Source organism: Campylobacter sp. RM12651, from assembly GCF_022369475.1.
In the GTDB taxonomy this organism is placed as follows: domain Bacteria; phylum Campylobacterota; class Campylobacteria; order Campylobacterales; family Campylobacteraceae; genus Campylobacter_E.
Genome location: NZ_CP059600.1, coordinates 1,257,902 through 1,283,817, shown reverse-complemented (window position 1 = coordinate 1,283,817; position 25,916 = coordinate 1,257,902). Strand labels below are relative to the sequence as shown.

The 25,916-nt window shown below is 27.3% G+C and carries 24 protein-coding genes and 1 pseudogene; 9 read left to right on the top strand and 16 right to left on the bottom strand.

Features of this window, described 5'->3' with window-relative positions; all coding sequences use genetic code 11:
- Positions 1 to 2 precede the first annotated feature (2 nt).
- The 3 genes from AVBRAN_RS06150 to rsmH are packed head-to-tail and all read right to left on the bottom strand — an operon-like array spanning position 3 to position 3,161.
- Positions 3 to 1,967, bottom strand: a complete 1,965-nt coding sequence (locus AVBRAN_RS06150) for an FUSC family protein (protein WP_239802761.1) — start codon at positions 1,965 to 1,967, stop codon at positions 3 to 5.
- Positions 1,954 to 2,256, bottom strand: coding sequence for a hypothetical protein (locus AVBRAN_RS06145; RefSeq protein WP_239802760.1), 303 nt, complete (start codon positions 2,254 to 2,256; stop codon positions 1,954 to 1,956). Before AVBRAN_RS06145 ends, AVBRAN_RS06150 begins: the two co-directional genes overlap by 14 nt.
- Positions 2,256 to 3,161, bottom strand: coding sequence for a 16S rRNA (cytosine(1402)-N(4))-methyltransferase RsmH (rsmH, locus tag AVBRAN_RS06140; protein ID WP_239802759.1), 906 nt, complete (start codon positions 3,159 to 3,161; stop codon positions 2,256 to 2,258). Before rsmH ends, AVBRAN_RS06145 begins: the two co-directional genes overlap by 1 nt.
- Before the next feature lie 64 nt (positions 3,162 to 3,225).
- Between rsmH and AVBRAN_RS06135 the strand changes: the two genes are divergently transcribed.
- The 4 genes from AVBRAN_RS06135 (at position 3,226) to ftsZ (ending at position 7,869) form a co-directional block, all read left to right on the top strand.
- On the top strand, positions 3,226 to 3,723 hold the full coding sequence (locus AVBRAN_RS06135; RefSeq protein ID WP_239802758.1) for a hypothetical protein: 498 nt from the start codon (positions 3,226 to 3,228) through the stop codon (positions 3,721 to 3,723).
- 67 nt (positions 3,724 to 3,790) lie between these two features.
- Positions 3,791 to 5,266 carry a peptidylprolyl isomerase gene (locus tag AVBRAN_RS06130; protein ID WP_239802757.1) on the top strand — a complete coding sequence of 492 codons (1,476 nt, stop codon included), beginning with the start codon at positions 3,791 to 3,793 and terminating at the stop codon, positions 5,264 to 5,266.
- Positions 5,263 to 6,681: a cell division protein FtsA gene (gene ftsA, locus AVBRAN_RS06125; protein ID WP_239802756.1), complete on the top strand. Its 1,419-nt coding sequence runs from the start codon at positions 5,263 to 5,265 to the stop codon at positions 6,679 to 6,681. The genes AVBRAN_RS06130 and ftsA overlap by 4 nt, the downstream gene beginning before the upstream one ends.
- 3 nt (positions 6,682 to 6,684) lie before the next feature.
- Positions 6,685 to 7,869, top strand: coding sequence for a cell division protein FtsZ (gene ftsZ, locus AVBRAN_RS06120; protein WP_214116589.1), 1,185 nt, complete (start codon positions 6,685 to 6,687; stop codon positions 7,867 to 7,869).
- Positions 7,870 to 8,228: 359 nt separating this feature from the next.
- Here ftsZ and AVBRAN_RS06115 read toward each other — a convergent pair whose 3' ends face one another.
- Genes AVBRAN_RS06115 through AVBRAN_RS06100 form a run of 4 tightly spaced genes read right to left on the bottom strand, consistent with a single transcriptional unit; the run spans position 8,229 to position 11,789 of the window.
- A complete protein-coding gene (locus tag AVBRAN_RS06115; RefSeq protein ID WP_239802755.1) occupies positions 8,229 to 9,494 on the bottom strand; it encodes an MFS transporter in 1,266 nt (421 codons plus the stop codon).
- A complete protein-coding gene (locus AVBRAN_RS06110; RefSeq protein WP_239802754.1) occupies positions 9,487 to 10,530 on the bottom strand; it encodes an NAD(P)-dependent alcohol dehydrogenase in 1,044 nt (347 codons plus the stop codon). Before AVBRAN_RS06110 ends, AVBRAN_RS06115 begins: the two co-directional genes overlap by 8 nt.
- A gap of 9 nt (positions 10,531 to 10,539) precedes the next feature.
- Complete coding sequence (locus AVBRAN_RS06105) at positions 10,540 to 11,277, bottom strand: hypothetical protein (RefSeq protein ID WP_239802753.1); 738 nt, start codon at positions 11,275 to 11,277, stop codon at positions 10,540 to 10,542.
- On the bottom strand, positions 11,274 to 11,789 hold the full coding sequence (locus AVBRAN_RS06100; RefSeq protein ID WP_239802752.1) for a rhomboid family intramembrane serine protease: 516 nt from the start codon (positions 11,787 to 11,789) through the stop codon (positions 11,274 to 11,276). Before AVBRAN_RS06100 ends, AVBRAN_RS06105 begins: the two co-directional genes overlap by 4 nt.
- A gap of 63 nt (positions 11,790 to 11,852) precedes the next feature.
- Here AVBRAN_RS06100 and AVBRAN_RS06095 point away from each other — a divergent pair, with 63 nt between their 5' ends.
- The 5 genes from AVBRAN_RS06095 (at position 11,853) to AVBRAN_RS06075 (ending at position 16,828) form a co-directional block, all read left to right on the top strand.
- A complete protein-coding gene (locus AVBRAN_RS06095; protein WP_214116599.1) occupies positions 11,853 to 12,590 on the top strand; it encodes a (Fe-S)-binding protein in 738 nt (245 codons plus the stop codon).
- The gene (locus tag AVBRAN_RS06090) at positions 12,587 to 14,017 is read left to right on the top strand and encodes a LutB/LldF family L-lactate oxidation iron-sulfur protein (RefSeq protein ID WP_239802751.1); all 1,431 of its coding nucleotides are present in this window, start codon (positions 12,587 to 12,589) and stop codon (positions 14,015 to 14,017) included. Before AVBRAN_RS06095 ends, AVBRAN_RS06090 begins: the two co-directional genes overlap by 4 nt.
- Positions 14,010 to 14,666 carry a lactate utilization protein C gene (locus AVBRAN_RS06085; protein WP_239802750.1) on the top strand — a complete coding sequence of 219 codons (657 nt, stop codon included), beginning with the start codon at positions 14,010 to 14,012 and terminating at the stop codon, positions 14,664 to 14,666. The genes AVBRAN_RS06090 and AVBRAN_RS06085 overlap by 8 nt, the downstream gene beginning before the upstream one ends.
- Before the next feature lie 129 nt (positions 14,667 to 14,795).
- A complete protein-coding gene (gene proB, locus AVBRAN_RS06080; protein ID WP_239802749.1) occupies positions 14,796 to 15,596 on the top strand; it encodes a glutamate 5-kinase in 801 nt (266 codons plus the stop codon).
- 2 nt (positions 15,597 to 15,598) lie between these two features.
- Positions 15,599 to 16,828, top strand: coding sequence for a glutamate-5-semialdehyde dehydrogenase (locus AVBRAN_RS06075; RefSeq protein ID WP_239802748.1), 1,230 nt, complete (start codon positions 15,599 to 15,601; stop codon positions 16,826 to 16,828).
- Positions 16,829 to 16,837: 9 nt separating this feature from the next.
- On the opposite strand, the gene AVBRAN_RS06070 is transcribed toward AVBRAN_RS06075, so the two are convergent.
- The 9 genes and pseudogenes from AVBRAN_RS06070 to AVBRAN_RS06030 all read right to left on the bottom strand — a co-directional run bounded on the left by AVBRAN_RS06070 (position 16,838) and on the right by AVBRAN_RS06030 (position 25,915).
- Complete coding sequence (locus tag AVBRAN_RS06070) at positions 16,838 to 17,278, bottom strand: GNAT family N-acetyltransferase (protein WP_239802747.1); 441 nt, start codon at positions 17,276 to 17,278, stop codon at positions 16,838 to 16,840.
- Positions 17,275 to 18,259: pseudogene (locus tag AVBRAN_RS06065) on the bottom strand (phosphatidylglycerol lysyltransferase domain-containing protein). The gene AVBRAN_RS06070 and the pseudogene AVBRAN_RS06065 overlap by 4 nt, the downstream one beginning before the upstream one ends.
- A gap of 534 nt (positions 18,260 to 18,793) precedes the next feature.
- Entirely contained in the window at positions 18,794 to 19,330 is a 537-nt protein-coding gene (gene pth, locus AVBRAN_RS06060; protein ID WP_239802746.1) for an aminoacyl-tRNA hydrolase, read from the bottom strand.
- Positions 19,327 to 19,863: a 50S ribosomal protein L25/general stress protein Ctc gene (locus AVBRAN_RS06055; RefSeq protein ID WP_214116615.1), complete on the bottom strand. Its 537-nt coding sequence runs from the start codon at positions 19,861 to 19,863 to the stop codon at positions 19,327 to 19,329. Before AVBRAN_RS06055 ends, pth begins: the two co-directional genes overlap by 4 nt.
- A 59-nt stretch (positions 19,864 to 19,922) precedes the next feature.
- Entirely contained in the window at positions 19,923 to 21,107 is a 1,185-nt protein-coding gene (locus AVBRAN_RS06050) for a PilT/PilU family type 4a pilus ATPase (protein WP_214116621.1), read from the bottom strand.
- 9 nt (positions 21,108 to 21,116) lie between these two features.
- Positions 21,117 to 22,082, bottom strand: coding sequence for a transaldolase (locus AVBRAN_RS06045; RefSeq protein ID WP_239802745.1), 966 nt, complete (start codon positions 22,080 to 22,082; stop codon positions 21,117 to 21,119).
- Positions 22,082 to 22,582 (bottom strand): chemotaxis protein CheW, encoded by a 501-nt coding sequence (locus AVBRAN_RS06040; protein WP_214116625.1) that lies wholly within the window; start codon positions 22,580 to 22,582, stop codon positions 22,082 to 22,084. Before AVBRAN_RS06040 ends, AVBRAN_RS06045 begins: the two co-directional genes overlap by 1 nt.
- A 4-nt stretch (positions 22,583 to 22,586) precedes the next feature.
- Positions 22,587 to 24,959, bottom strand: a complete 2,373-nt coding sequence (locus AVBRAN_RS06035) for a chemotaxis protein CheW (RefSeq protein WP_214150503.1) — start codon at positions 24,957 to 24,959, stop codon at positions 22,587 to 22,589.
- A gap of 11 nt (positions 24,960 to 24,970) precedes the next feature.
- Positions 24,971 to 25,915, bottom strand: a complete 945-nt coding sequence (locus AVBRAN_RS06030) for a chemotaxis protein (RefSeq protein WP_214120312.1) — start codon at positions 25,913 to 25,915, stop codon at positions 24,971 to 24,973.
- Between the last annotated feature and the right edge of the window lies 1 nt (position 25,916).

The window sequence follows — 25,916 nt, the reverse complement described above, 5'->3', positions numbered from 1 at the left end:
TTTTAGTTATCAATTAGATATTTATATACTATATCTTGGCGTTTTGAGATTTGGTTTATAAAATACTTAATTCTCTCATCGTTTGTTAGAATTTTATCATCTATTTCATCATAAAAATAATAAGGCAAGTCATTGCTTATATTTTCCATCATTTTAAATCTAGTGATTAAAATTCCAATATCTGATTGTTCTTTTAATTGAATTTTATTATATTTTGAATATAAATACTCATTTAATGATATACATAAGTTATTCATTTCCAAAACTGCTTCTAGTAGTCTAATTTGCTCAATTTTATTATGTTTGTTTCTGCTTTCGTATAAAAGGTTTTTAAGGCTTTTAATATTTAATAAAATTTTATTTTCATAATTTAAATAATCTTCTTTTTTAATAACAGCACTTAAGAAGTTTTTAAGATTATTTATTGCGTCTTTTAAAGTAGGTTTTATATCATCTTCGCTTTTGCTAGGCCAAAGATACGAAAAGGTATAAACTATAAAAAATGCTACAATAAAATCAATCAATCTATATACAAGTAATCTTTCATAATCAAGTCCTAAACTCGCAAATAAAATAGCAAGATTTAACATAATAAAAATAGTTGCTATAAAATATGGAAAATGCTTAAAATATATACAAGCAAAATATGATAAAAATAGCACTACAAAAATTAATTTTGAATGTATTGAAAAAATAATTAAAAGTCCTAATGCAAAGCCTATGAGTGCTGCATAAATGGTTTCTTTATTATTAATTGTAGTTGAATTGATGGTTTCTTTAAACATTGTAAAAACACCCATCGCTATCCAAATTCCGTGGTCAATTTTGAAAAATAATGCTAAAAATAATGAAAACGAAGTTGCTAATGCAACTTTTATTGAGAATTTAAAATACTTATTATCAAAATGAAACTTTTCTAAAATAGTTTTAATTGTGATTTTTTTATCTTTTGGTTTTAAGGTTAATTGTTTTGCTCCACCTTGTTTAAATAATTCAAGCTTGTAATAAAGAACCTCTACTAAGGTGCATAATATTGGTAAGGTATTTAATTGTTTTAATCTATCAAGACAAAATGATTTGAGATTGACTTTTTCATCTTTAAATATCTTTTTTAATTCTTCAAGATTAAAAATAATTTCATTTTGAATATTTTTTATATGAGCATTTTTTGAATTTTGTTTAAAAAATGTCCTTAGTGAAAATAAAGCAAGTGCTATTTCTTCACACTTTAGCAAATAAAACATAGCCATTTCTTGGTGTCTTATAAGGCTTGAGTCTTTTATATTTACTGATTTACTTTCAAAAAGTCTTTTAAATTCATTTATCCTTGTTACGAATAAATTTTGCCACATTTCATATTTGCTATTTGTCATATTTTCACTCATATAAATCAAATCATTTAAAAGCATTATAAAACTTCTTCTAGTAAATCCACCATAAGTATAAAATGCAAAAGTTCTAAAAATAGTTGCTACGCAAGAGCCAATTAATGTCGCATAAAATACTTCTAAAGAATCAAAATTATTTAGACTAGCACTAATTAACATAGCCATAACAAGTAAGGTTGCATATATGCCAACTTTTAGTGCGTCTTGTGAAATTGCACCTGCAAAAATAACAGCGAAAATCCAAATAAAACTAGGAATTGCCATAAAAAAATCAAGTTTTATTAAATAAGGAACTACTAGAGCAAAAAAACAACCAAAAAAAGTAAAAGCTAGCAAATATAATATTTTCTTAGTTCCAACTGCATTAAAATTGTTCATATAAAATATAAAAACACAAGATAAAACACTAAAAATAGTATAGTTTTCGTGAATTGTAAAATAGCTTATGATTAAGCAAATAGCAAGTCCAACGCAAGCTTTCATAGCGTATAGTAATGAAAAATTACTAGGGTCGTATTTATGAAAATACACTTTTAATTTTTGATACGAATTAATAAAATATTGTTTATTTAGTTCCATATTGCACTTCAAAATAATTTGTAATTTTATTTTTAAATTGTAAAGCTTCTATTTTTCTTTTAAGCTCTTTATTTTCTTCGCTTAATACTTCTCTTTTATCTTTTAATTGAGCATAAACTTTACTTGATTCATAGAGTTGAAGTCTAACCCAAACTAAGCTAATTGATATAATCATTATTATAAAAAATAATAATATTAGCCTTTTGTTAAAACTTAAAATAGAATAATCTTGGTATTTATTTATTAGTAATTCTTCTTTTTCTTCTGTACTTGTTCTTATGTTTTTCATTATTTTAAATAAAACGCTCTAAGTTTTGCACAACTTGACCTAGAATTATATTTTATTTCTTCTTTGCTAGGTTCAATTGGTTTTTTAGTAATAATTTTTCCTAAGGAATGGTTATTACCACATTCACATCTAATTGCAAATTCATCACAAATGCAATTGTTTGCCCATTTTTTAAAAGTGTCTTTTACTATTTTATCTTCTAAAGAATGAAAAGTAATTATACAAATTAGACAATTTTTAAATTCTTTCAGTTGCTCTAAAAATCTTTTAAGCACTCCTAATTCATCATTTACTTCAATTCTAATTGCTTGAAATATTAAAGTTTTTAGGCTTACACTACGATTGTTTAACTTTGCATTTCCTATTATTTTACTAAGTTCTTTGCAAGAGTTAATAGGTCTATTTTTGATAATATTTGAAGCTATATCAGAAGCTAGTTTTTCTGGTAATTCTGCGTAATTTTTTAAAATTTCACTTAGTTGTTTATTAGTATAGGTATTAATTAGAGTTTTTGCATCAAAATCTTTATTTTTATCCATTCTCATATCTAATTCACTAGAATCAAAAGAAAAACCCCTATCATCTTTATCTAGTTGCAAACTAGATACTCCAATATCTGCTAATACACCTCTAATTTCATTTTTGTTATTAATGAAAGAAAATATATTTTCATAATTTGTTTTATGAATTTGAATATCTACATTAAATTCTTTTAATTTTTCTTTAGAATAATTGATGGCTTCTATATCTTGGTCGCACGCTATTAGATTTAGTTTATTATTATTTTTTAATATAGCACTAGCATGTCCTGCATAGCCCAAAGTCGCGTCAAGATAATAACCATTATCTAAATCTTTAAATAATTTAACTACTTCATCTTTTAAAACGGGAATATGAATTTGCAAATGCTTACCTTGTAATTTAATATTGTATATATAATAAATAAAACTTTTTAACAAGGATATAATAATGTTTGCTGAAATCAAAAAATATGCAAAAATAATGTATGAAAAAGATTTTATATATGGACTTAATGGTTCTATATCTTCAAGATTTGAAGATAATGCGTTTTTAATAAACAAAAATACAATATTTAATGATGATAATTCATTCTTTATTAAATTATTATTAAATGAAAATTATAAACAATATAATGCTTGCAAATATGCAAAATTACATTCAAAAATATATAATTCTTTTTCACAAGCTAAAGTTATAGCTGTAGTTTGCACTAAAGATATAATGAAAATATGCAATGGTTCAAGTTTGAAATATCAAAATCAAAATATTTTTATAGAAAATGAATTAATTTTGCAAGATATGAATGTTTTAATAGATAAATTAAGAAAAAATAAATCTAATTTTTTAATGATAAAGAATTTTGGATTATTGATTTTTGATAGAGATTTTAATGGTTTATTTTCTAAAATTTTTGACATAGATTTACAGGCTAAAATTTCTTTATAAATTAAATCTTTGTTAATGCTTATAAGATAGGATTTTTCTTTAAAAACACTTGAAATTAGGATAAATAATGATTACTTGGATGCAGCGTCATAAAAAATATTTAGTTGTTACAATTTGGATTAGCGTTATAGCATTTGTTGGTGCAGGAACTGTTGGTTGGGGTAGTGTAGATTTAAATAGTTCAAGAAGCAAATATGTAGCAAAAGTAGGAAATTTAGGCGTAACACATAAAGAATTTAATGATAAATATAGCGAATTATTTTATATTCAAAATCAATTATCTAATGGTGAATTAACAGAAGAACAAGCGTTAAAATTAGGACTGGATAAACAAGCATTAGTGGAATTAATAAGAGAAAAATTATTATTAAATTATGCTTATGATTTGGGATTTTATGCTAGTGAAGAAGAAGTTGTAAAAACAATAGCTAGCTATGAGTTATTTAATAAAAGTGAAGAAGATAAAACATTTGATAAAAGTAAATATTTAACATATTTGAAAAATTTAAGAATGAGTGAAGCAGATTTTGCTAATCAAATCAAAAATAAATTAGAAATTTCTAAATTATTAAAATTGCTAGCAGTTCCAGCAAATAAAGAAGAATTAGAAATCGCAAATGCTAGTTTAAATATGCAAGATGAGATAAATTTAAAAATTATAGATTTGTCTAAAGAAGAAGATAAAATCAAATTAAGCGAAGATGAATTAAAGTCTTATTGGCAAGAACATAAAGATGAATACAAAACTGAACTATCATATGATTATTCTGTATATACATTAAATCCTAATTTAGACAATTTAATTGAAAGTGATATGAAAGCTTATTGGGAAAATAATAAATTTAATTATAAAGATGAAGAAGGCAAAATTAAAGAATATGAACTAGCATTAAATGATGTTAAGATAGATTTTGCTTTAAGTTTGTTAGAAAAAGAAGCTAAACTTGATTACATTAAGTTAAAAAATAATGAAATTAAATTCCAATCAACTACAAATCAAAATGCTTATTCTGAATTAGTTTTACAAAATAAAGATTTAAAAATAGGTGAAATGAGTAAGCCTTTTATTATGGATAATAAATATTACATAGTAAGACTTGATAAAATAAATCAGCCAACTGCTTTAGAATTTGAAAAAGCTAAAATGATGGTAGAAGAAGATTTAAGAGAATTAAAATTTAAAGAATTATTGTCAAATACAGGTGAAGAAGAATTAAAAAAAGATAAAATTAATGGAAAAAATATAGGTTTTATATCTAAAGTTTCTAAAAATAATACCGATTTAACAGATACAGAATTTTTTACATTTGTGAGCGAGTTATTTTTAAAAAATACTAAAAAATCTTATGTGCTTTTAAATGATAAAGTATTAGTATATGAAATACTTTCTCAAAAATTAGTTGATAATACAAGTGAAAAGAATAATACTGATTTAAGTAATGAGTTGAAAAATATTAATTTTACTCTTATGCTTGATGATTTAATAAAAGAATTAGATAAGCGTTATGAAATTAAAAATTATTATAAAGGTAGTGAATTTTGAATATTTTAGCTATTGATCTTGGTTCTAGTTTAATAAAAGTAGCTATTGTTAGTTTTGATGGGGAAGGTATCAAAGTAGTTAGTGTTGCTAATGCACAAACTTACGGAATTAAATCTGGAAAAATTACAAGCATTAATGACGCAAGTAATTCCATTAAAAAAGCAGTAAATAAGGTTAAGGAAAATTTAAGTATTAATATAGATAAAATTGCTGTTTCTGTTAGTGGGGCTTATACAAATTCTGTAACTGGATATGCTGACATAAGGCTAGATGCTAATGGCTCGGCAATTACGATTAAGGATATAGAAAAAGCAATTAATGCTGCTAGAACATCTGCAGATATTCATAGCGATCAAATTCCAATTCATATACTACCTTATAGATTTAGAGCGAATAATACTGATAATATTGAAGATCCACTTGGTATGATGGCTTCAAGCTTTAGATTGGAAGCTAATATTATTACTATGAATAAAAATGATTATGAAAATATAAAGCAAATATTATCAAATGCTGATATAAAAAACTATGTTTTAGTATCTTCTATATATGCTAATTCAATTTATTGTTTAAATAACGATGAAAGAGAAAATGGTGTTGCTATCATTGATTGTGGTTCGCAAGTATGCGATATTGCAATATATGCTTATAATTCAATTATATGGATGTATTATTTTCCTTTTGGTTCTTGGCATATTACAAGCGATATTGCTAAATATCTTACCGCTAGCAATGAGGTTGCAGATAAGATTAAATTACAATTTTCTTTATTTAAAGATGAAGAAAATAGCACCCATGTAGAATATTACAAAACCGGTTCTCAAACTCTTGATAGAGTATCTGTTGAATCAGTTTCAAAGTGTGTAAATATGAGACTTACAGAAATGCTTGAATGTATATATGCTAGCATAGATGATAGTCCTTATGAGAAATTTTTCTCAAGAGTAGTTTTAACTGGAGGTTGTTTTAAAATAGACAATATGGCTGAAAGAGCAACTCCTAAATTTAACAATAAAGCCGTAAGAACCGTTATAGAAAAAAATAGCGTATTTTATGGGGATAATGAGATTTTTACTATGCCTGAATATACATGTTTATTAGGCCTATGTATGTATTCTTGTGGTTTTCATACTAAATATGAGCTTAATTCTAGTGGTGTTTTATTAACTAGACAAAAAACCACAGAATTAGAAAAAATCATAGATTTTTCGGTAGATAAAGAAATAGAAACTAAAAATAATACTTCTTATTACACAAATATAGATGTTAAGGAACAAAAATTGCTTAAGGTTGAAAAAAATGACAAAGATGAAGTATTAGAGTCATTAAAGATTAGTTCTAATGAAGAAAAATCTGAAGGCGTTTTTGCTAAATCTTGGAAGAAAGTTTGTGCTTATATAGAAAGGATATTTTAAGAAATGGATTTTGATATTTTAGGTGATAATATAGATTTTAAAGTAATGGAGAGTGAAATGGATTGCGGCGTTAAGATAAAAGTAATTGGTGTTGGTGGAGCAGGTGGAAATATGATAAATCATATTGTAGAAACTTGTGCTAGTTCTTTAAAAGTTGATATTTCTAATGTAGATATTATGATTGCAAATACTGATATTCAAGATATAAATAGGTCAAAAGCAAACATTAAAATACAATTAGGACCAAAGAAGACAAATGGTCGTGGAGCTGGTGCAAATCCTGAAATAGGTAGAATTTCAGCTGAAGAAGTTGAAGATGAAATTAAAGAACGCTTAGCAGGAACAGAATTATTATTTATCGCCGAAGGTCTAGGTGGTGGAACTGGCACTGGTGCAGGTCCAGTAATTGCTAAAATTGCAAAATCTTTAGGCATACTTGTTGTTTCTGTTGCTACATTCCCATTTAGCTATGAAAAAGCTAGAATTAAAGCTGCTGAAAAAGGATTAGAAGAGCTAAAAAAAGAAAGCGATTGCGTTATATTAATCCAAAATGATAAGTTAAAATTAGTAGTTCCAAAAACTTTAAATACTAGAGAAGCTAACAAATTTGCTAATGATGTTTTAGTAAATGCTGTAACCGGCATAATTAAAATGTTATTAATTGAAGCTGATACTAATATAGATTTTGCAGATGTTACTTCTGTTATGAGCCATCGTGGAACAGCACTTATGGGAATGGGAAGAGCTGAAGGTGAAAATGCTATTAAAGAAGCGTATGCAAATGCAATTGATTCTCCATTATTAGAAAATTATACAACTAACCTACAAGATGCTAAAGCTATGATAGTATTTTTTAGCTATGGTGAAAATATTCCTTTCTTCCAACTTGTTGAGACAATGGAAGAGATTTCAAATTCTAGTAACGAAGATTTAAATGTATTCTGCGGACATGTATTAGATACTAGCTTGCCAGCTGATGCTGTTGAAGTTACTATTATAGCTACAGGTTTTGATGAAACAAGAGCACAAAAAGCTAAAATTGAGCAAGAGAGCAAAAAGCGTGAAGAAGAGTTAAGCTATAAAATAGTTCAACCTGAAATGCAAAAAGTAAGTGGTGGAACAATAAAAGTAGATTATAAAACTAGAGATTTTAACGAACCTGCATTCGTTAGAAATGGTCAAGATTAATATAAAAAATTGGCTTAAAATGTTGCTATAATTTTATTTATGGGGGACAAAATATCCCCCAAATGTCCCCGCAATATTTTTTGCATATATTTATTTAAAAAGATTTTATAAAGTATTTTAAAGCCGATTTAATGGGCTTTTATAAAGATTTTGTAAAGTATGTTGTAAAGGTTTTTTGAAAGTATTTTATAAAATGTAAAGCAAAAACTCTTATTTTATGCACTTTGTAAAGCACTTACATTTTACAAAAATCAAGCTTAAATAACGAGCACATAAAGCTTTCAACTTATTTTATATCACTTACATTCTTTATATAAGTTTATATAATAAAAAATCTAGCAATGATTAAAAACCCATTGCTAGATTTTTTTTCTAAAAGCAAAATAAATTAAGATTAATTGTAAAAATGCTAAAAATAATATTAATTTTATAGAATTTAAAAAGCCAATTTCGTAATTATTATTAAAAATTATAGATATTATCATCACAGCATAGCTTCCAAAACTTTGTTGAAAAGTATTTATATAATTATTTGCATTTGTTTTATCTTTAGAAATTTTTATAGAGTAAGAAATTAAAGCACTCATAGATAAGCCTTGTGCGAAAGCATAAATTAAATAACATATTGAAAGATTTAATAAAGTTTTTTCTTCAATATTTAATAATAAAATATTTGCAATTATTATGATAAAAATACCTAGCAAACTTAATTTAAAAGAGCCAAATTTATCGCTTAAATATCCGCTTATTGGAGATAAAATAGCAGCAATTAATGAGCCTAAAAGCATTACTTTACTAGCTTCAAAATTATCATAATTTTTACTCATAATTAAATAATTCGGTAGTATTAATGAGTAGCTTAAAGCAAAAAACTGCATTAAAAATACAATTAAAGTAGATGAGAAAAATTGTAAATTCTTAGCACTTGCAATAATTTTGCTTTTATTTAGCATAAAAATAATTAAAATACTAAAAAATACAATATAAATATATTTAATACTTATAGAAACACTAATTACTAGCAATACAATTAATATATATTCTTTTAAGTTTAATTTGTATTTTGTAGCAAGATTTGGAATATTTTTAATTCCTAAAACAAAGGCAAAAACCAAAAAAGGTATTAAAAATATAAAAATATCTTTAAACTTAAAATATTTCATAATAAATCCACCATAAATTGGTCCAAAACCAGGTGCAGTCGCTACTAAAAATATACAAAATCCCATCAAAAATCCGAAGTATTTTTCACTAGCTTTAAAAATTACCATATTAAACATAAGTGGTAGAGCAATACCTGCAGCAATTCCTTGTAAAAATCTAGCAAAAACTAAAATATAAAACTTACCTGCACTTGAGCAAATTATTAGGCTTATTAAAAATAATAAATTAGTAAAAATAAAAAGTTTTTTAGTATTTATTTGATTTACTAAATATGAGCTTAGTGGCATTGTAAGTGTGATTGCTAGTAAAAACATAGAAGTAAGTAAAGAAGCTTTATTAATATCAATATTAAAAGTTTGTATTAAATAAGCAAAAGTAACATTTAAAGAAGTTTCAATTAATACGCTTAAAAATGATATTAAGCCTAAAGATATTAGGCTTAAAATTAGATTTTTATTCATTAAAATCAATTACATATCTAAAAGAATTTGAATTATTCAATAAATCATCATAAGCTTTATTGATTTCATTAGGTTTTATAATTTTAACTTCTGGATAAATTGAGTGTTTTAATGAAAATTCAAGCATTTCTTTAGTTTCTTTAATGCCACCTATTAATGAGCCATAAATTTTCTTATGACTTACTCTAATTAAGGCATTTAGACTAATTGATACTTGCTCGTTTATTGGTGGTAAGCCAACGATTGCCATTTCTCCGCCGTATTTTAAAGTTCTTGCATACGCTAAGACATCGTATTTACTTGGAATTGTGCTAATTATTACATCAAATTTTTTATCAACCTTATTAATATCATTATAATAATTACTTGCTCCAAGTTTAATAGCTGCTTCTTTTTTAGTATCGTTTCTAGCTATTACACTAACATTTGCACCCATTGCTTTTGCGTATTTAAAAGCCATTACACCCAAGCCTCCAAATCCTGCGATTGCTACATCCATACCTTTACTAACTTTAGAGAATTTAAGTGGAGAATAAGTAGTAATTCCTGCACAAAAAAGTGGAGCAATTAGTTTTAGTGGAGCATTATTAGGAACTTTAATTGCATAGTTTTTATGAACTTTTATATAATTTGAATATCCGCCTTTAGTAATTTCTGAATTATTAAAATAATCAACGCTATTATAAGTCCAAACAGCACCTTTTTGACAAAATTGCTCATTTGAGTTTAAACAAGCATCACATTCACCACAAGAATTAATCAAACAACCAATTCCTGCGTAATTTCCTATTTCAAATTCTTTTACATTTTTACCGATTTCAACTACTAAGCCAACTATTTCATGACCTGGAACTATAGGATATTTTGTAGCTTTCCATTCGTTTTTAGCAGCGTGAATATCACTATGGCAAATCCCACAATACATAGTTTTAATCAATATCTCATCATCTCTTAAAGCACTTCTTTTAAAAGTAATTGGCTTAAAATTAGCATTTTCGTCATAAGCTGCAAAGCCTTTAGTTATAATTTCACTCATATTTTTTCCTTATTTGCAAGTTAATTCTAAAGTAGCGTTTAATTTAAAATCACTATCTTTTTCTATTGGTGTATCATCGTATTTATAATCAGCACCTAATATTTGATTTTGTGCTAATTCATAATGTTTTATTGATTTTATTTCACAAATTTTATTTGTAAGATTAGAATATTTATCTTTTATACTTATAGCTTTTTTAAATATTTCATCATACAATTCTTGTTTTATTATGCTTATTTCTTCTTTACTAACTGATAGATTTAAGGCAGGAGAATTAATTGTAATATACTCATTATTAGCTAGTATGTTATCTATATCTTTTAATAAATTCTTATAGTTTTGATATTCTTCTTTTTTAAACTCGCATCTTAAAGCAGAATCAAATTTATAACCATTTGGAATATTCATTCCATCTTGATAGGCTATATTAGGTTGTAATATATAGCTTCCACCTTCACATAAATTACTTTCTTTTACTCTTTCTAATACCTTAGAGAATAATTCTTCTATTTCATTCTTTTCATTTTCATTTAGATTTTCTTTTACACTAAGTTGTTTTGTCATAGTAAATTTTGGATTTGAAATATAAGAATCATAATTTAATCTTTTTTCTACTTCTATTGTTTGCTCAATAACAATTTCATCTTTATTTATTAAATACTCATAAATTTTAGTAGATATTAATCCTAATATAAAGAATATAAATAAACTAAAGCATAAGCTAAAACCTTTTAAAAAATTTTTCATTCTATCTCCTTAAAAAAATAAATTCCATAAGCATAGATTATGCCAAAAATAGCACCAAAAATATGAGCCTGCCAAGCAATATTTTGAAAAATCACAGCAGAAATTATACTAGTTACTACAATAGCTATTAAAAATCCATTTTGTCTTAAAATAATTGCAGCATAACCCATCAAAGCACTAATAGCTCCACTAGCTCCAAGTAAAATGAAATTATAATATCCCATATTTATCATTAAATAATAATACCCCAAAGATGAAATAATTGCACCTACAAAATATACAATTAGTAAGTGTTTGATATTTAAAAATCTAAGAATTTGAGATAGCATAAAAAGCATTACCATATTCATAAAAATATGCTCAAAATCTCCGTGCAAAAACGAGTAGGTAAAAAATGTATAAAAATCACTTCCATAATAAAGTGCAAAGTTATTTATAAATACAGATTTACCAAATAAAAATTCAAGTAAATAAATCAACACATTTAAAAAAATAATCGCATAAAAAACCATTTTAACCCTTTAATATTTTTAAAGTTATATAATAAATTATCATTTTATTAAAAAGGGTTAAAAATGCAAAAAAAAGTATATTTTTATGCGACCTGTCTAGCAAGTGCTGCTATGCAGAATACTATTTTAAACTCTATTAAGCTTTTAAGAAGTGCTGGAGTTGAAGTGATTTTTAAAAAAGATCAAACCTGTTGCGGTCAGCCAAGTTATAACACAGGATATTTTAAAGATACTAAAAAAGTAGCTTTATATAATGCCGAATTATTTAGTGAAGATTTACCAGTAGTAATTCCTAGTGGAAGTTGCGGTGGTATGATGAGCCATGATTATGTTGAGCTTTTTAAAGATGACGCAAATTATGAAAAAATTAAAAAATTTAGCTCAAAAGTAATAGAACTTAGTCAATATTTAGAACAAATCGGATTTAAGATAGAAGATAAAGGAGAGCCTATTAAGGTTACTTGGCATAGCAATTGCCATGCTTTAAGAGTGCAAAAAAGCATTGAAGCTTCTAAAAATTTATTAAGAAGTCTTAAAAATGTTGAATTAGTTGAGCTTAAATATGAAGAAGAATGTTGCGGATTTGGTGGGACTTTTAGTGTAAAAGAGCCTGAAATCTCAAACGCTATGGCAACTGCAAAAGTAAATGATATAGTTGAAAGTGGAGCAAAGGTTATAATTTCAGCTGATGGTGGGTGTTTATTAAACATTCGTGGAACTATTGCAAAAATGGGTCTTGATATCAAAACTTATCATTTATATGACTTTTTAGCTGCTAGAATGCAAGGAGAAAAGATATGAAAAATCATAGTGAATTAATTAAAACTAAATTAGCTGATAAACAAATGAGAGAAAATGTAAGCTCTGCAATGCACGCCTTACAAGATAGAAGAAAAAACCTAATAAATGCAAAATTTCAAGATTGGCAAGGGCTTAGAACAAAAGCACAAAAAGCTAAAAATAATGCTTTATATACCTTAAAAGATAGGGTATTAGAATTTGAAAAAAATGCCACAAAAAATGGAATGAAAGTGCATTTTGCAAATACTAAAGAAGATGCTTGTGAGATAATTTATGAGCTAATGATGGAAAAGAAAATCAGTAAAGTCTTAAAAGGCAAATCAATGGCTAGTGAAGAAATAGGCTTAAATCACTATTTAGAACACAAAGGCTTAAATGCAATTGAGACTGATTTAGGAGAGCTGATTTTACAATTAGGTAATGAAACTCCTGTTCATATAGTTGTTCCTGCAATTCATAAAAATCGTTATGAAATAGGAGAATTATTTAGCGAAAAATTAGGCGTAGCTAAAGAAAGTGAGCCTGAAAAATTAAATGCAATTGCTAGAACTCATTTAAGAAATGAATTTGAAGGTTTAGAGATGGGAATTAGCGGGGTAAATTTTGCAATTTCAAGTGAAGGTGCTATTTGGCTGATTGAAAACGAAGGCAATGGTAGAATGTGTACAACTGCTCCAACTATTCATGTAGCAATTTGTGGAATTGAAAAAATAGTAGAGAGTTTTACTGATGCAGCTACAACTGATACATTATTAACTCCATCTGCTACAGGACAATTTATCCCTGCGTATAATAATATTATTACAGGCCCTAGAAAAGCTGATGAGCTAGATGGTCCTAAAGAAGTGCATATAATATTATTTAACAACCATAGAACAAATATTTTAAGTAACGAAGATTATTATGAAGCATTACGCTGCATTAGATGTGGTGCTTGTATGAACTTTTGTCCTGTATATGATAAAATCGGCGGTCATAGTTATGATGCTGTTTATCCTGGGCCAATTGGAGAAGTTATATCTCCGCAATTATTCGGTATGAAAGAGCATGGAGATATTTTAAGTTTATGTTCTTTATGTGGTCGTTGCTCTGAAGTTTGCCCTGTAAAAATCCCACTTGATAGTATGATTAGAAAATTACGCCGTGATAAGATAGGCGAAGCTGGGGACAATGCTCCACTAGGTGCAAATGAATTAGAGCATAGTGCAATGGAAAGCTATGGATTTGCTAAGTTTGCTGATATTGCTACAAGTCCAAAAATGTGGAGAGTTGCTATTGGTAACGCAAGTAAGTTTAACTGGCTATTACAAAGTCTAGGAACAAGCCTACCTGTGCTTAAAAATTGGGCTACTTATAAAGACTTACCTGAACTTAAAGGAAATATTTATAAAGAATTAGAAAACTTAGAAGGAGTTTCTTATGAATAAGAGAATTGAAGAGATAAGCAATCGCTCAAGAAATCAGATTTTAAACGCAATTGAATGTGGTGTAAGACATGAGTTAAATGATAAAAGTATAGACCCAAGTGTGCATATAAAACAAAGCGATAATCCTTTAGAAGAAACTAAAACCAAAATGAGTGAAAACAAATTTGAAGTTCATGAAGTTAGTGGCTTAGAGAATGTTTATGATGAAATAAACAAAATCACAAGCTCTTATGGATATTCATCTTTAATTTATCCAAAAAGCCTAAGTGCTGATGTAGAAAAAATAAATGCAAGTAAAAAAGTTTGTTTTGATAAAAGCGTAGAAGAATTAAGAAGTGAAGTTTTTCATAGTGATTTTTCAGTGATTGATGTAGAATTTGCTATTAGCTCACATGGGGTTGCTTGTGTAAAATCAAGTGCAAATCAACCAAGAATGTTAAGCCTTGCTCCAATGCTTTGCATTATGCTACTTGATAAAACAAAAATTGAGCCTTCACTTGCTAGTGGTCTTGCTAGAATAAAGGCTGAAAATGAGATTTTACCTACTAATATTTTATATATTGCAGGTCCTAGTAGAACATCTGATATTGAGCTTGTAACCGTTTTTGGAGTTCATGGAAGTCAAAAAGTTCATATAATATTTTACTAAAATTTACCCCTAATATTAGGGGTAAAATATTATTATTTTATATTCTAATCATTTTAAATTCTCATTTGTAATTTTTATATTTAAGCATTAATTTAAAGTATTTAATATTCTTCTAAATAAGGGGAAAATATGAATGAGAATTTAAAAATTAATTTAAAAGATAGCAAAAGAATTGTAATCAAAGTTGGCACATCAACTCTAACTTATGAAAATGGTAATTTAAACTTAGGATTAATTAATAAGTTAGCTTGGGTTTTAGCTGATTTGAAAAATCAAGGAAAAGAAGTTGTATTGGTTACTTCAGGTGCGATTGGGGTTGGCTCAAAAAAACTTGGCTTTAAGCAAAGACCTACAATTACTATGGAAAAACAAGCAGCAGCAGCAATAGGTCAAGCAGAGCTTATGCATATTTATCAAAACGCATTTGCTAATTTTAGTTCATTTGTAGCACAAGTTTTACTAACTAAAGATGATTTTGAAATAGAACAAAGAAAACAAAATACTGAAAATACTTTAAATACTTTATTAAAATACGAAATTATCCCGATAATTAATGCTAATGATACTATTTCAACTTATGAGATTGAATTTAGTGATAATGATAGCCTTTCAGCTAGTGTTGCTTGTTTAATCAAGGCTGATTTGCTAATAATTTTAAGTGATATAGACGCATTTTATACATCAAATCCTAAGAACAATCCTAATGCAAAAAGAATTTCTTATGTAGAAAAAATCACAGATGAGATTATGCAAATGGGCGGAGATAAAGGTAGTGAGTTTAGTATAGGTGGTATGAAGACAAAATTACAAGCTGCAAGTAATTGTGCTAAAAATGGTGTAAGAATGGCTATTTTAAATGGCTCTAATCCTATGAATATTAGCGAGTTAATTAGTGGTGCTGATATAGGGACTATTTTTGATAAGGAGTAAAAATGATTGATATTTTATGCAAGAATGCAAAAAATGCAAAGACTAAATTAGCTAAGCTTAATTCAAGTATTAAAAAAGAAGTTTTAAATTCTTGTGCTGATGAAATACTTGCAAATATTGATGGTTTATTAAAAGCAAACCTTAAAGATATTAATGATAATTCAAATCTAAAAAGTGCTTTTGTAGATAGGTTAAGACTTAATGAAAATAGAATAAATAATATGATAAGCACTTTAAGAAATGTCGCTTTACTTGATGATGTAGTGGGTAGGGTGGTATTTGGAAAGACTCTAGAAAATGGTCTAAAAATGCAGCAAATTAAGGTGCCTTTAGGAGTAGTTGCTATTATTTTTGAATCTCGTCCTAATGTTTGCGTAGATGCTTTTGCACTATGTTTTAAGAGTTCTAATGTAGTGATTTTAAGGGGTGGAAAGGAAGCTTTAAATACTAATTTATTTTTAGTTTCAATTTTTCAAAAGGTATTAAAAAGATTTGATTTAGATGAGAATTTCGTTCAGATTGTAAGTGATACTAACAGGGATTTAGTAAAAGAGCTTTTAAGGGCGAATGATTATATAGATGTTGTAATTCCAAGGGGTAGTGCTAGTTTGATTAATGAAATTAAAAATAATAGTCTAATTCCTTGTATTCAAACAGGAGTAGGGAATTGCCATATTTATGTTGATTATAATGCGAAAATAGATGATGCTATAAATATTATAAATAATGCTAAAACGCAAAGACCAGGGGTATGTAATAGTGTAGAGACTTTACTCATTAATAAAAATATAGCTAGCGAAATTTTGCCTTTATTAGAAAGCAAAATGCCTAATGTAGAGCTTAGGGTTTGTGCTAAGTGTGAGAAATTTTTAAAAAATTATAAAAAGGCAAATGATAGTGATTGGGAAGAAGAATTTGAAGATTTAATACTAGCTATTAAAATCGTAGATGATATTAATGAAGCTATACTTCACATTCAAAAATACAGCACAAATCATTCAGAAGCGATAATTTCTCAAGATTATACTAATATTAATAAGTTCTTAGATGAGATTGATTCAGCAGTTTTATATGTAAATGCTAGCACTAGATTTAGCGATGGTGCGGAATTTGGCTATGCGGCTGAAATAGGAATAAGCACTCAAAAACTTCACGCAAGAGGTCCTATGGGATTAAATGAATTAACAACTACAAAATATCAAATCATAGGAAACGCCCATATTAGAAAATAAACTTAAAGCCTAATTTTTAGGCTTTAATATAAGCGTCATTTTAATACCATCTTCATTGCTATAATAATTTTTTAAGATTTTTTCTTCTTTAAATTGAAATTTTTTGTATAAATTAATAGCATTTATATTGCTTACTCTTACTTCTAAAAATATCTTTTCTTTATTTAATACTTTAGCATTATTAATTAGTTCTTCGCATAATTTTGTGCCTATTTTTAAACCCTTAAATTCATCTTTTATCGCTAAAGAATATATTCTAATACTATTTTTATAAGTAAGCTTCATAATATATCCAGCTACTTTTTTATCACATAAAAAAATAAATATGTTTTCTTTTTTTATGTGATATAAGAAATTATTTTTACCTAACTTAAAACAATCATTTTTAAAACATTCTTCTTCAATTAGCAAAAGGTCTTTTAAATGAGTTTTAGTAGCTTTTATAATCATAGTTTTTGATATATTGTGTATTTTGGTATGATTTTTTCTGGACGATATGACATTTTAACTTTTTTTAGGTTTTCAAAACCCATATCATCTCCTACATTTATGTATTTACAATCATATTTTTCTTTTAAAACTTTTGAAAACTCTCTAAATATAAATTGAGCACAACCTAAAGTTTCAAAATCAGTTTTTTCAATCAATACACTTGCTGTATCACTACATATTTTTTCGCCTATTGTAAAGCCTTTTAATTCATCATCAATATAAATTACTAAGCCATCTAGTCCTAATGTCTCGTAATCTTGTAAGCATTTTTTAATCGCTAATCTTTCTTGATAAATTCCATCTAAAAACGCATCTACTTCTGCTTTTGGAACATATTTAATCCTATCGCTTACCCATTTATCAAAAAGCATTTTTATATCATCGCTATGTTTTTTGCAATCTAATGTCTGTAAAAAATAATTTGGATATACTCTTTTAAATTTATTAATTTCGGTTCTTTTAGTGTGATAAGCATTACCCCTAAGCTCTATTAAATCATCGCTTACATATATATAATCTGCTAATTTTTTTTTCTATTATATAATTATCTAGTGAGCTAAACATAACTTCACCTTCATTTGTATGGGTAATAAATCCTTCTAAGAAGTTATCACAAACATATTCAATTTTAGAGTAATATGTAGAAGTATTGTTTTCATTCATAATCTTAAAGCATTCTGGTATGCTATCATAACAATCTTGAGGTTTTCCTAGTGGTGGCAATAACATAGATAATTCTCCACCATTCATAACAAATAAGCAAAATGTATTATTGATTATTGAATAAAATCCACTAGCTTTAGAAAGCCAAATATAGTTCGCACAAAATGAATAATCACTGACATTAACATCAAAATCCTTTAAGTATTCTTGCATAATTGGTTTTGTTTTTAAGTCAAATGATTTTAGTGTATGTCCTTGTAGTTTTATCTCTGCCACTTTAATCCTTTTTTTAAAAAAATGTCGCGATTATAGGTTATTAAAGTAACTTATTAGATATAATCAATTAGCTAAATTAATTATTTTCTAAGTATTTTATAAATAGTTCAAATTAGAGAATTTGTTAATTTTTACTTTTATATTTTTAGAAATATATGTAGATTTTGAATATATTAAGTTTTTTATAAATTCTATTGTTGTGATTTAATCATATAAGTATATTTTTAAATTCATAAAATTAACTTTTTAAACATTTATAAATATTTAATGAGTATTTTGTTAATGGAATTAATTGATAAATAATTTTATATTTGTAATTTAATTTATCTTATTTTGAAAAATTTTGTTTTTAAATAAACATTTTAAATAGGCTTTAAGTATGATTTATTTTAAGTCTATATCACGATTATTATAAATTGTAATTTATTTATGAGTTTGGCAAAATTGCAATAGCTAAAATATTAGGCTATTTAAATACATATTTGTATTATTAATTATTTAAGAATAATGATTTTATTAATTATTTGAAAGTGTTTAATTATGAAATTTATTTTGAGTCTTTAATATATCATTGTCCAAAAGATATTCTAAAGCGTCTTTTGAATAATTTAAGAAGTTTTCTAATTCTTTTTTTTCATTTTCATTAAAATTGTCAAGAACATAATTAATAACTTCATATTTTAAATCAGGTTTTCCAATTCCTAATCTAATTCTTTCATAATCATTACCTATAAAGTTATCTATGGATTTTAATCCATTATGACCACCAGAACTACCACCTTTTTTAATTTTTAGCTTAGAAAAATTTATATCCATTTCATCGTGGCATACAATTATTCTTTCTGGTTTATAAAAATCTACGACTTTCTTTACACTTTCCCCTGAATTATTCATGTAGGTTAGTGGTTTGAGTAGTAATATATTTTGTTTTTTATAAAGTTCTCCATTGCAGTTTAAACTTTGTTTAGTGTAAGAAGAGTTAAGTAATTTATCAATTAACATAAAGCCTAGGTTGTGGCGAGTATTTGCATATTTCTCGCCAGGATTTCCTAAGCCTATTACTAAAATCATCTAGCTTTTTCAACTCCAACAACAGCTACACGACCAGCGTCAATAATTTTTACATTATCAGCAACTTTAATATCTCTTACTAATAAAGCATCACCAACATCTAAATCAGTTACATCTAATTCAAAGAAGTTAGGTAAATTTTCTGCTTTACATTTTACTTTTAAGCGGCGTTTTGATTGAATTAATACACCTTTATTTTTAAGACCTTTTGCAGTTCCTACAACTTTTACTGGAACCATATAAAAGCTCTCAACACCTTTTAGTGCTATTTTTAAATCAACGTGCTTAATTTCGCTAGTTACTGGATGGTGTTGATAATCAACAATTACAACTTCATAAGTTTTACCATCAACACTAACAGGGAAAATTAATCCGTCTTTTTTACGAACTTCTTTAATGAATTCGTTTGTTTTAAATACCGCATGGATATTTTCAACGCCTTTGCCATAGATATTAGCAATTAGCATACCATCTTGTCTAGCAGCTTTAGCTGACTTTCTACCAATACTCTGTCTAATTTGTCCTTCTAACATAAAATGTCCTTTCAAAAAAAATAAGTGTGAATAATACTATAAAAAGTTTAATAAAAATATTATTCTTCTTGAGAAGCAAGTTTAAATTGAAAACCAGTGCTTACATTAGATGATGATTTTTTAGCTTCTCCAAATTTATAACCATCAATTAATACTTTCAAGTCATTTGCATTACTTGCTTTATCATACGCTTCTTCTTCTGTAATTCTTCCTGATTTATATAGCATTAGCAAATGTTGGTCAAAACTTTGCATTTTCATTGTGCCTTCTTTTAATACATCGCCTATTGAGTTTTCCCTACCTTCTAAAATAAGTCTTTTTATACGCTCATTTCCTCTTAAAACTTCAATAGCAGCTGTTCTTTTTCCATCTGTGGTTTTACATAATCTTTGAGAAATAACAGCCTTTAATACTCCAGAAAATGAACTTCTAATTCTGTTTTGCTCTTCTTTAGGGAACATTCCTAAAACCCTATTTAATGTTTCTTGTGCATTAATTGTGTGAAGTGTGCTTAAAACTAAGTGTCCTGTTTCTGCTGCGTGCATTGCTACTTCAATGGTTTCTAAATCTCTCATCTCACCTACTAGAATAATATCAGGGTCTTCCCTTAAAGCTGCTCTTAGTGCATCTTGAAAACTTAAAGCATCTTGTCCTATAGCTCTTTGATTTACTATTGATTTTGCAGGTTTATATTTAAATTCAATTGGGTCTTCAATAGTGATAATATGTCTATGGTAGTTTTGATTAATATATTCAATGATTGAAGCAAGTGTAGTCGTTTTACCACTACCAGTTGGTCCAGTAACTAATATTAATCCCCTTGTTTCTGTTGTTGTTATATCTTTAATAACTTCTGGCAGTTTTAATGCTTCAAAACTTGGCATAGTATCAGGGATTGTTCTAAAAACAGCACTAGGTCCATTCATTGTAAAAAATAAATTCACACGAAAAGAGCCTTTATATTTAAATTTATCTTTATTTTTAGGCTCATAAGAGAAGTCTATATTTTTATTATCTACAAATCTTGTAAAATCTCCTCTTGTTAGGGCTTTACATAAATCTAACATATCTTCTCTTGATATAATATCAGGTGCTATTTCGCTAATTTCTCCATTTACTCTACCTTTTGGATTTAGGTTTGAGCTAAGGTGTAAATCACTTCCACCAACTTCAATTAAGGTATTTAACCAACCATCTAAATTATCTCTTAATTCCCAACGAATATTTTCTAAATCTATTTCCATTAATAACCTTTAAAGACTTTCTAAAATATCTATATATGCTTTTTCAAATTGGATTAATCCATCTTCTAAAAGTTTTTTGCAAGCGGCATTATACTCAATTTCGTTTATAGTTGAGAATATAAAATCTTTTGAATTTGAAATTATTTCTTGATTTAAATTCTTTATAGTTTTACTAGGTTTATAGGCATTTATAGCATTAATTGGAGCTGTATTTATAGTGTTATTAAATTCTAGTTCTTTTAAATAATAATCTTTACTTAAATCATTACTTTTTGTTCCTGTACTTGCAAATAAAGCTCTTATATTTTCACTACCAACTTTAGATGCTGAATAAATTGCGTTTTGAATTCCTATTTGGTTTTTAACGCTAAATCTATTATTTAATAAGCTATCAACTCTGCTTACAAAAATACTAACTACACCTTTATTAATTATTCCATTAGGATTTTTTGCTTTATACTTTTTCATACCTTGTGCTATTGCATCATTACATTTTTTTGCTTGTTCGTAAGAAAAAATCAGTGTAGCATTTATGCTAATTCCATAACTTGCCAATGTATTCATAACTTCATATCCTGCATTAGTTGCCGGCACTTTTATCATTAAATTTGGCATATTTATTAAATTAGCAATCTTTAAACCTTCTGCAATACTAAGACCTGCATTATTGCTATTTAGTGGATTTATTTCAAAACTAATAAAACCATTATTGCTATCTTTTGCATATAAATGGCTCATTTTAATAGCTGCTTTTTTAATATCTTCTAAGGCTAGAGTTAAAAATAATTCTTCTTTATTTTTTATATTTAATTGCTTAATTCTTTCTTTATAATATGCTGAAGTAGTAATTGCATTTTTAAATATACTAGGATTACTAGTAGCACCATTTATAGTGCCACTAGCTAGCATTTGTAAAAATTCATTATCTAAAAAACTATTTTCAATAAAATCACACCAAATGCTATATCCACTCATTAAAAATCCCTTTTCATTAAAGCTTCAACTTTTAATATAGTTAAAATACTATTTTCTTGCTTGCCAATTCCATCAATCATACCTTTTTCTTTAAGTAAAGTTTCAGGTGGTTGGTCAATATTACTTTCTTTAATTTTGATAGCTTCTGTTAATTTATCAATAACAAAACCAATATTTCCTTCTTCACCTTTTAAAACTATATATCTTGTATGTTGAGTATGTTTTGAACTACCCAAGCCAAAACGCTTTGCAAGGTCAATTAATGGAATTACATTACCACGCATATTGAATACTCCTAATACATAATCAGGAACGCTAGGAACTCTAGTGTATTCAATAGGCTTTATGATTTCTTGTATGCTTAGAATTGGAATTGCATACTCTTCTTCATCAATCATAAATCCTACTAATTGTCTAATTTGTTCTTCTTTTACATCTCTACCAGAAGCACCTTTAACTTGTTCTTGTTGTCTATTTAAAACTTGATTTAATCTTTCCATTACATTATCCTAATTTTAAATTCTTTCTTACTACATTTTCTAAATATTCATAAGAATAAGGCTTTGTAATATACTCAGTCATTCCTACTTCTACGCCTCTTAGTCTATCACTCTTGCTAGTTCTACTTGTAACAGCAATTAGTGGTAGATTTCTATATTTTGCATATTTTCTAATTTCTGCTGCTAGTGTGTAACCATCCATTCTTGGCATTTCAATATCAATTAGCATTCCATCTATTGAATGCTCTCCGCTTTTAATTATATTTAAAGCTTCTACACCATTGCTTGCTTCAATTACTTTAATTCCAAGCGGCTCTAATGCTTTTTTCATAATTCCTCTATCAATTTGAGAATCATCAACCGCTAAAACTACATAATCACTTGGCTTATCTTTTGAAACTTTTGAACCTGTGTCGTTATTAGCTTTAATATCTACTTTAACATCTTTTGCCATATCCATCATTGCACCAACATCAACTATTAATGTAACATTACCATCTCCACGAATGGTTGAGCCTGCAATTCCTGTGATATTTTGTAAATAATATCCCATAGATTTAATTACAACTTCTTCTTGACCTATTAAAGTATCTACTATAATTCCAAGTTTAGAAGCTGCTGCACCAACAACAACTACATAAGCTTGTTCGCTATTTTCAAGTACTTGTTTTACTCCAAATAAATCACTAAGTCTTACAAGTGATAAAACTTCATCTCTAAGTCTTAAAACATTTTTACCTTCAATTGTATAAATATCATCAATAGCAACTCTTACCGTTTCAAGAACACTAGCAAGTGGAATTGCATAGAATTCTTCTTGAGTTTTTACAAGTAGTGATTGAATGATAGCTAGTGTTAATGGGATTTTTAGTTTTATAACCGTTCCTTTTCCTAATTCGCTATCCACTTCAATAATACCATTTAGCTTATCAATGTTTGTTTTAACAACATCCATTCCAACACCACGACCACTTACATTTGTTACTTGTTTAGCAGTTGAAAATCCTGGTTTAAATATAAGACCATAAGCTTCTTTATCGCTCATATTATCAGCTTCTCTTTCGCTAATAATTCCTTTTTCAATACCTTTAGTTTTTAATACTTCAGCATTAAGTCCTTTACCATCATCAGCTATTTCAATTACTATGTGATTTCCTTCATTGTATGCTTTTAGCTGAACCGTTCCTCTTTCTGGTTTGCCTGCTGCAATTCTATCTTCTGCTGATTCAACTCCGTGATCACAAGAATTTCTAATCATATGCATAATAGGATCGCCTATTTCTTCTACGATTGATTTATCAAGTTCTGTTTCTTCACCTTCAAGTTCAAGCTCAATTTGTTTTCCTAAATCACGGCTTAAATCTCTAACAACCCTTGGGAATTTGTTAAATACTTTTGCAATTGGTTGCATTCTTGTTTTCATTACAGCTAGTTGAATATCAGTTGTTACTACGCTTAATTGATTTACAACTTGATTTAATTCTTCTATGAATTTTTCGCCTTCATATCTTTCTTCAACATCATCATAGATTTTTAAAAGTCTATTTTTACCCAATACAAGTTCGCCTATTAAGTTCATTAGGTTATCAAGTCTTTTTACTTCAACCCTAATAGTTTGCTCCATATTTGATGAGTTGCCTTTATCAGCAGCTACAGGTGCTTGTTTTGCATTTCTAGCTTCTTTTGTATCTTGTTTTTCACTAGCTCTTTCAGAGATTTTTTCTACTGGTTTTTCAACAGGTGTTTCAACTACTTTTTCAACTTTTTTAGTTTCTACCACTGCTTCTTGTTGTTTTTTCTCTTCTCTTCTTGCTTTATCTTCAGCTTTTCTTTGTTTTAATAATCTTTCAATTTCAGCTTCTACTTCATCAGCACTTAAAGAATTTACATCTACTTCTTCTTCATTACTATTTGAATCTTTTTCAATTAATTCTTCAATTTTCTCATCTAAACTTTTTGGCTCAGCCTTAACTTCGCTTAAAATTTTACCCTCGCTAATTGCAGTTAGACGGCTACAAATCGAGCTAATATCCATATTTATTGCTGTATCATTGCCATTATCTTTAATACAATGTAATAAGTCTTTCATCATATCAATTGATTCAAGCACAACATCCATAATATCAGGAGTTATTAGTAATTCGCCGTGACGAGCTTTGTTTAAAACATCTTCCATATGATGAGTTAGTTTTGTTAAAACATCAAAGTTTAAAAAGCTTGAACTTCCTTTAACAGTGTGAGCAACACGGAAAATGCGGTTTAGCAATTCTAAATCTTCAGGATTACTCTCAAGCTCAACTAAATCGTGATCTATTTGTTCAATTAATTCAAAAGCTTCTACTAAGAAGTCTTCTAATATCTCTTGCATATCTTCCATATCTACGCTCCTTACTTTTTAATATATGATTCAATTACTCTTGATACTTCTTTGTAAAATACATTAGCATCAAATTTGGTTAAAAAGGCATCTCCACCTACATCTTTACTCTTAAGAGTTGAAAATTCATTACTTAAAGATGAGTTGAAGATAATTGGAATACCTTTAAATCTAATATCTTCTCTAACTCTTGAAGCGAAGTGAAATCCGTCCATTTGTGGCATTTCAACATCACTAATAATAACTTTTACTTGATTAGCAATATCACCTTTGTATGCTTCATAAAGTTCATTCATTTTATTAAGTCCATCTACACCATCTTTTGCTTCAATTACTTTAAAGCCCATTTTATCAAGTGCATCGCGAACTAATTTTCTAGCAGTTGAGCTATCATCTAATACAACTGCTGTTCCTGTCATTTTTTTGATTTCTTTTTCTTCTATATCAATTTTTGGAGAGTAAATTCCAAGCTCTTCAACAATTCTTTCAAGGTCTAAGATTAATAAAACTTCATCATTTTCAATCTTAGCAATTCCTGTTATTTGACTTTTATCAAATCCGCCTGTATTTGTTGAAAAATCAGAACCTCTAATATCACTTGCATTAATTCTTCTAATTCTTTTTGCTTCATGAACTATAAAACCTATCATAATATTTGAAAATTCAGCAATAATAATTCTAGGTTTTAATACCATATCTTTTGGCTCAATTATATTCATCCATTTAGCTAAATTTATTACAGGAATTACAACTCCTCTTAAATCAAATACTCCTTCAATATATTCAGGAACACCTGGTAATTCTGTAAGTGCAGGTATTTTTATGATTTCTTTAACTTTAGCAACATTAACTCCATAAATTCCTTCATAGACTTTATGTTGTCCTTGTTTATAGATACGAAAATCTACAAGTTCCATTTCATTAGAATCAGCCTTTAAGACTTTATCTTCTGCCATA

Coding starts and splice junctions, on each gene's coding strand:
- AVBRAN_RS06150 (WP_239802761.1), bottom strand. CDS start 1,967: ATGGAACTAAATAAACAATATTTTATTAATTCGTATCAAAAATTAAAA.
- AVBRAN_RS06145 (WP_239802760.1), bottom strand. CDS start 2,256: ATGAAAAACATAAGAACAAGTACAGAAGAAAAAGAAGAATTACTAATA.
- AVBRAN_RS06135 (WP_239802758.1), top strand. CDS start 3,226: ATGTTTGCTGAAATCAAAAAATATGCAAAAATAATGTATGAAAAAGAT.
- AVBRAN_RS06130 (WP_239802757.1), top strand. CDS start 3,791: ATGATTACTTGGATGCAGCGTCATAAAAAATATTTAGTTGTTACAATT.
- ftsZ (WP_214116589.1), top strand. CDS start 6,685: ATGGATTTTGATATTTTAGGTGATAATATAGATTTTAAAGTAATGGAG.
- AVBRAN_RS06115 (WP_239802755.1), bottom strand. CDS start 9,494: ATGAATAAAAATCTAATTTTAAGCCTAATATCTTTAGGCTTAATATCA.
- AVBRAN_RS06110 (WP_239802754.1), bottom strand. CDS start 10,530: ATGAGTGAAATTATAACTAAAGGCTTTGCAGCTTATGACGAAAATGCT.
- AVBRAN_RS06105 (WP_239802753.1), bottom strand. CDS start 11,277: ATGAAAAATTTTTTAAAAGGTTTTAGCTTATGCTTTAGTTTATTTATA.
- AVBRAN_RS06100 (WP_239802752.1), bottom strand. CDS start 11,789: ATGGTTTTTTATGCGATTATTTTTTTAAATGTGTTGATTTATTTACTT.
- AVBRAN_RS06095 (WP_214116599.1), top strand. CDS start 11,853: ATGCAAAAAAAAGTATATTTTTATGCGACCTGTCTAGCAAGTGCTGCT.
- AVBRAN_RS06090 (WP_239802751.1), top strand. CDS start 12,587: ATGAAAAATCATAGTGAATTAATTAAAACTAAATTAGCTGATAAACAA.
- AVBRAN_RS06085 (WP_239802750.1), top strand. CDS start 14,010: ATGAATAAGAGAATTGAAGAGATAAGCAATCGCTCAAGAAATCAGATT.
- proB (WP_239802749.1), top strand. CDS start 14,796: ATGAATGAGAATTTAAAAATTAATTTAAAAGATAGCAAAAGAATTGTA.
- AVBRAN_RS06075 (WP_239802748.1), top strand. CDS start 15,599: ATGATTGATATTTTATGCAAGAATGCAAAAAATGCAAAGACTAAATTA.
- AVBRAN_RS06070 (WP_239802747.1), bottom strand. CDS start 17,278: ATGATTATAAAAGCTACTAAAACTCATTTAAAAGACCTTTTGCTAATT.
- pth (WP_239802746.1), bottom strand. CDS start 19,330: ATGATTTTAGTAATAGGCTTAGGAAATCCTGGCGAGAAATATGCAAAT.
- AVBRAN_RS06055 (WP_214116615.1), bottom strand. CDS start 19,863: ATGTTAGAAGGACAAATTAGACAGAGTATTGGTAGAAAGTCAGCTAAA.
- AVBRAN_RS06050 (WP_214116621.1), bottom strand. CDS start 21,107: ATGGAAATAGATTTAGAAAATATTCGTTGGGAATTAAGAGATAATTTA.
- AVBRAN_RS06045 (WP_239802745.1), bottom strand. CDS start 22,082: ATGAGTGGATATAGCATTTGGTGTGATTTTATTGAAAATAGTTTTTTA.
- AVBRAN_RS06040 (WP_214116625.1), bottom strand. CDS start 22,582: ATGGAAAGATTAAATCAAGTTTTAAATAGACAACAAGAACAAGTTAAA.
- AVBRAN_RS06035 (WP_214150503.1), bottom strand. CDS start 24,959: ATGGAAGATATGCAAGAGATATTAGAAGACTTCTTAGTAGAAGCTTTT.
- AVBRAN_RS06030 (WP_214120312.1), bottom strand. CDS start 25,915: ATGGCAGAAGATAAAGTCTTAAAGGCTGATTCTAATGAAATGGAACTT.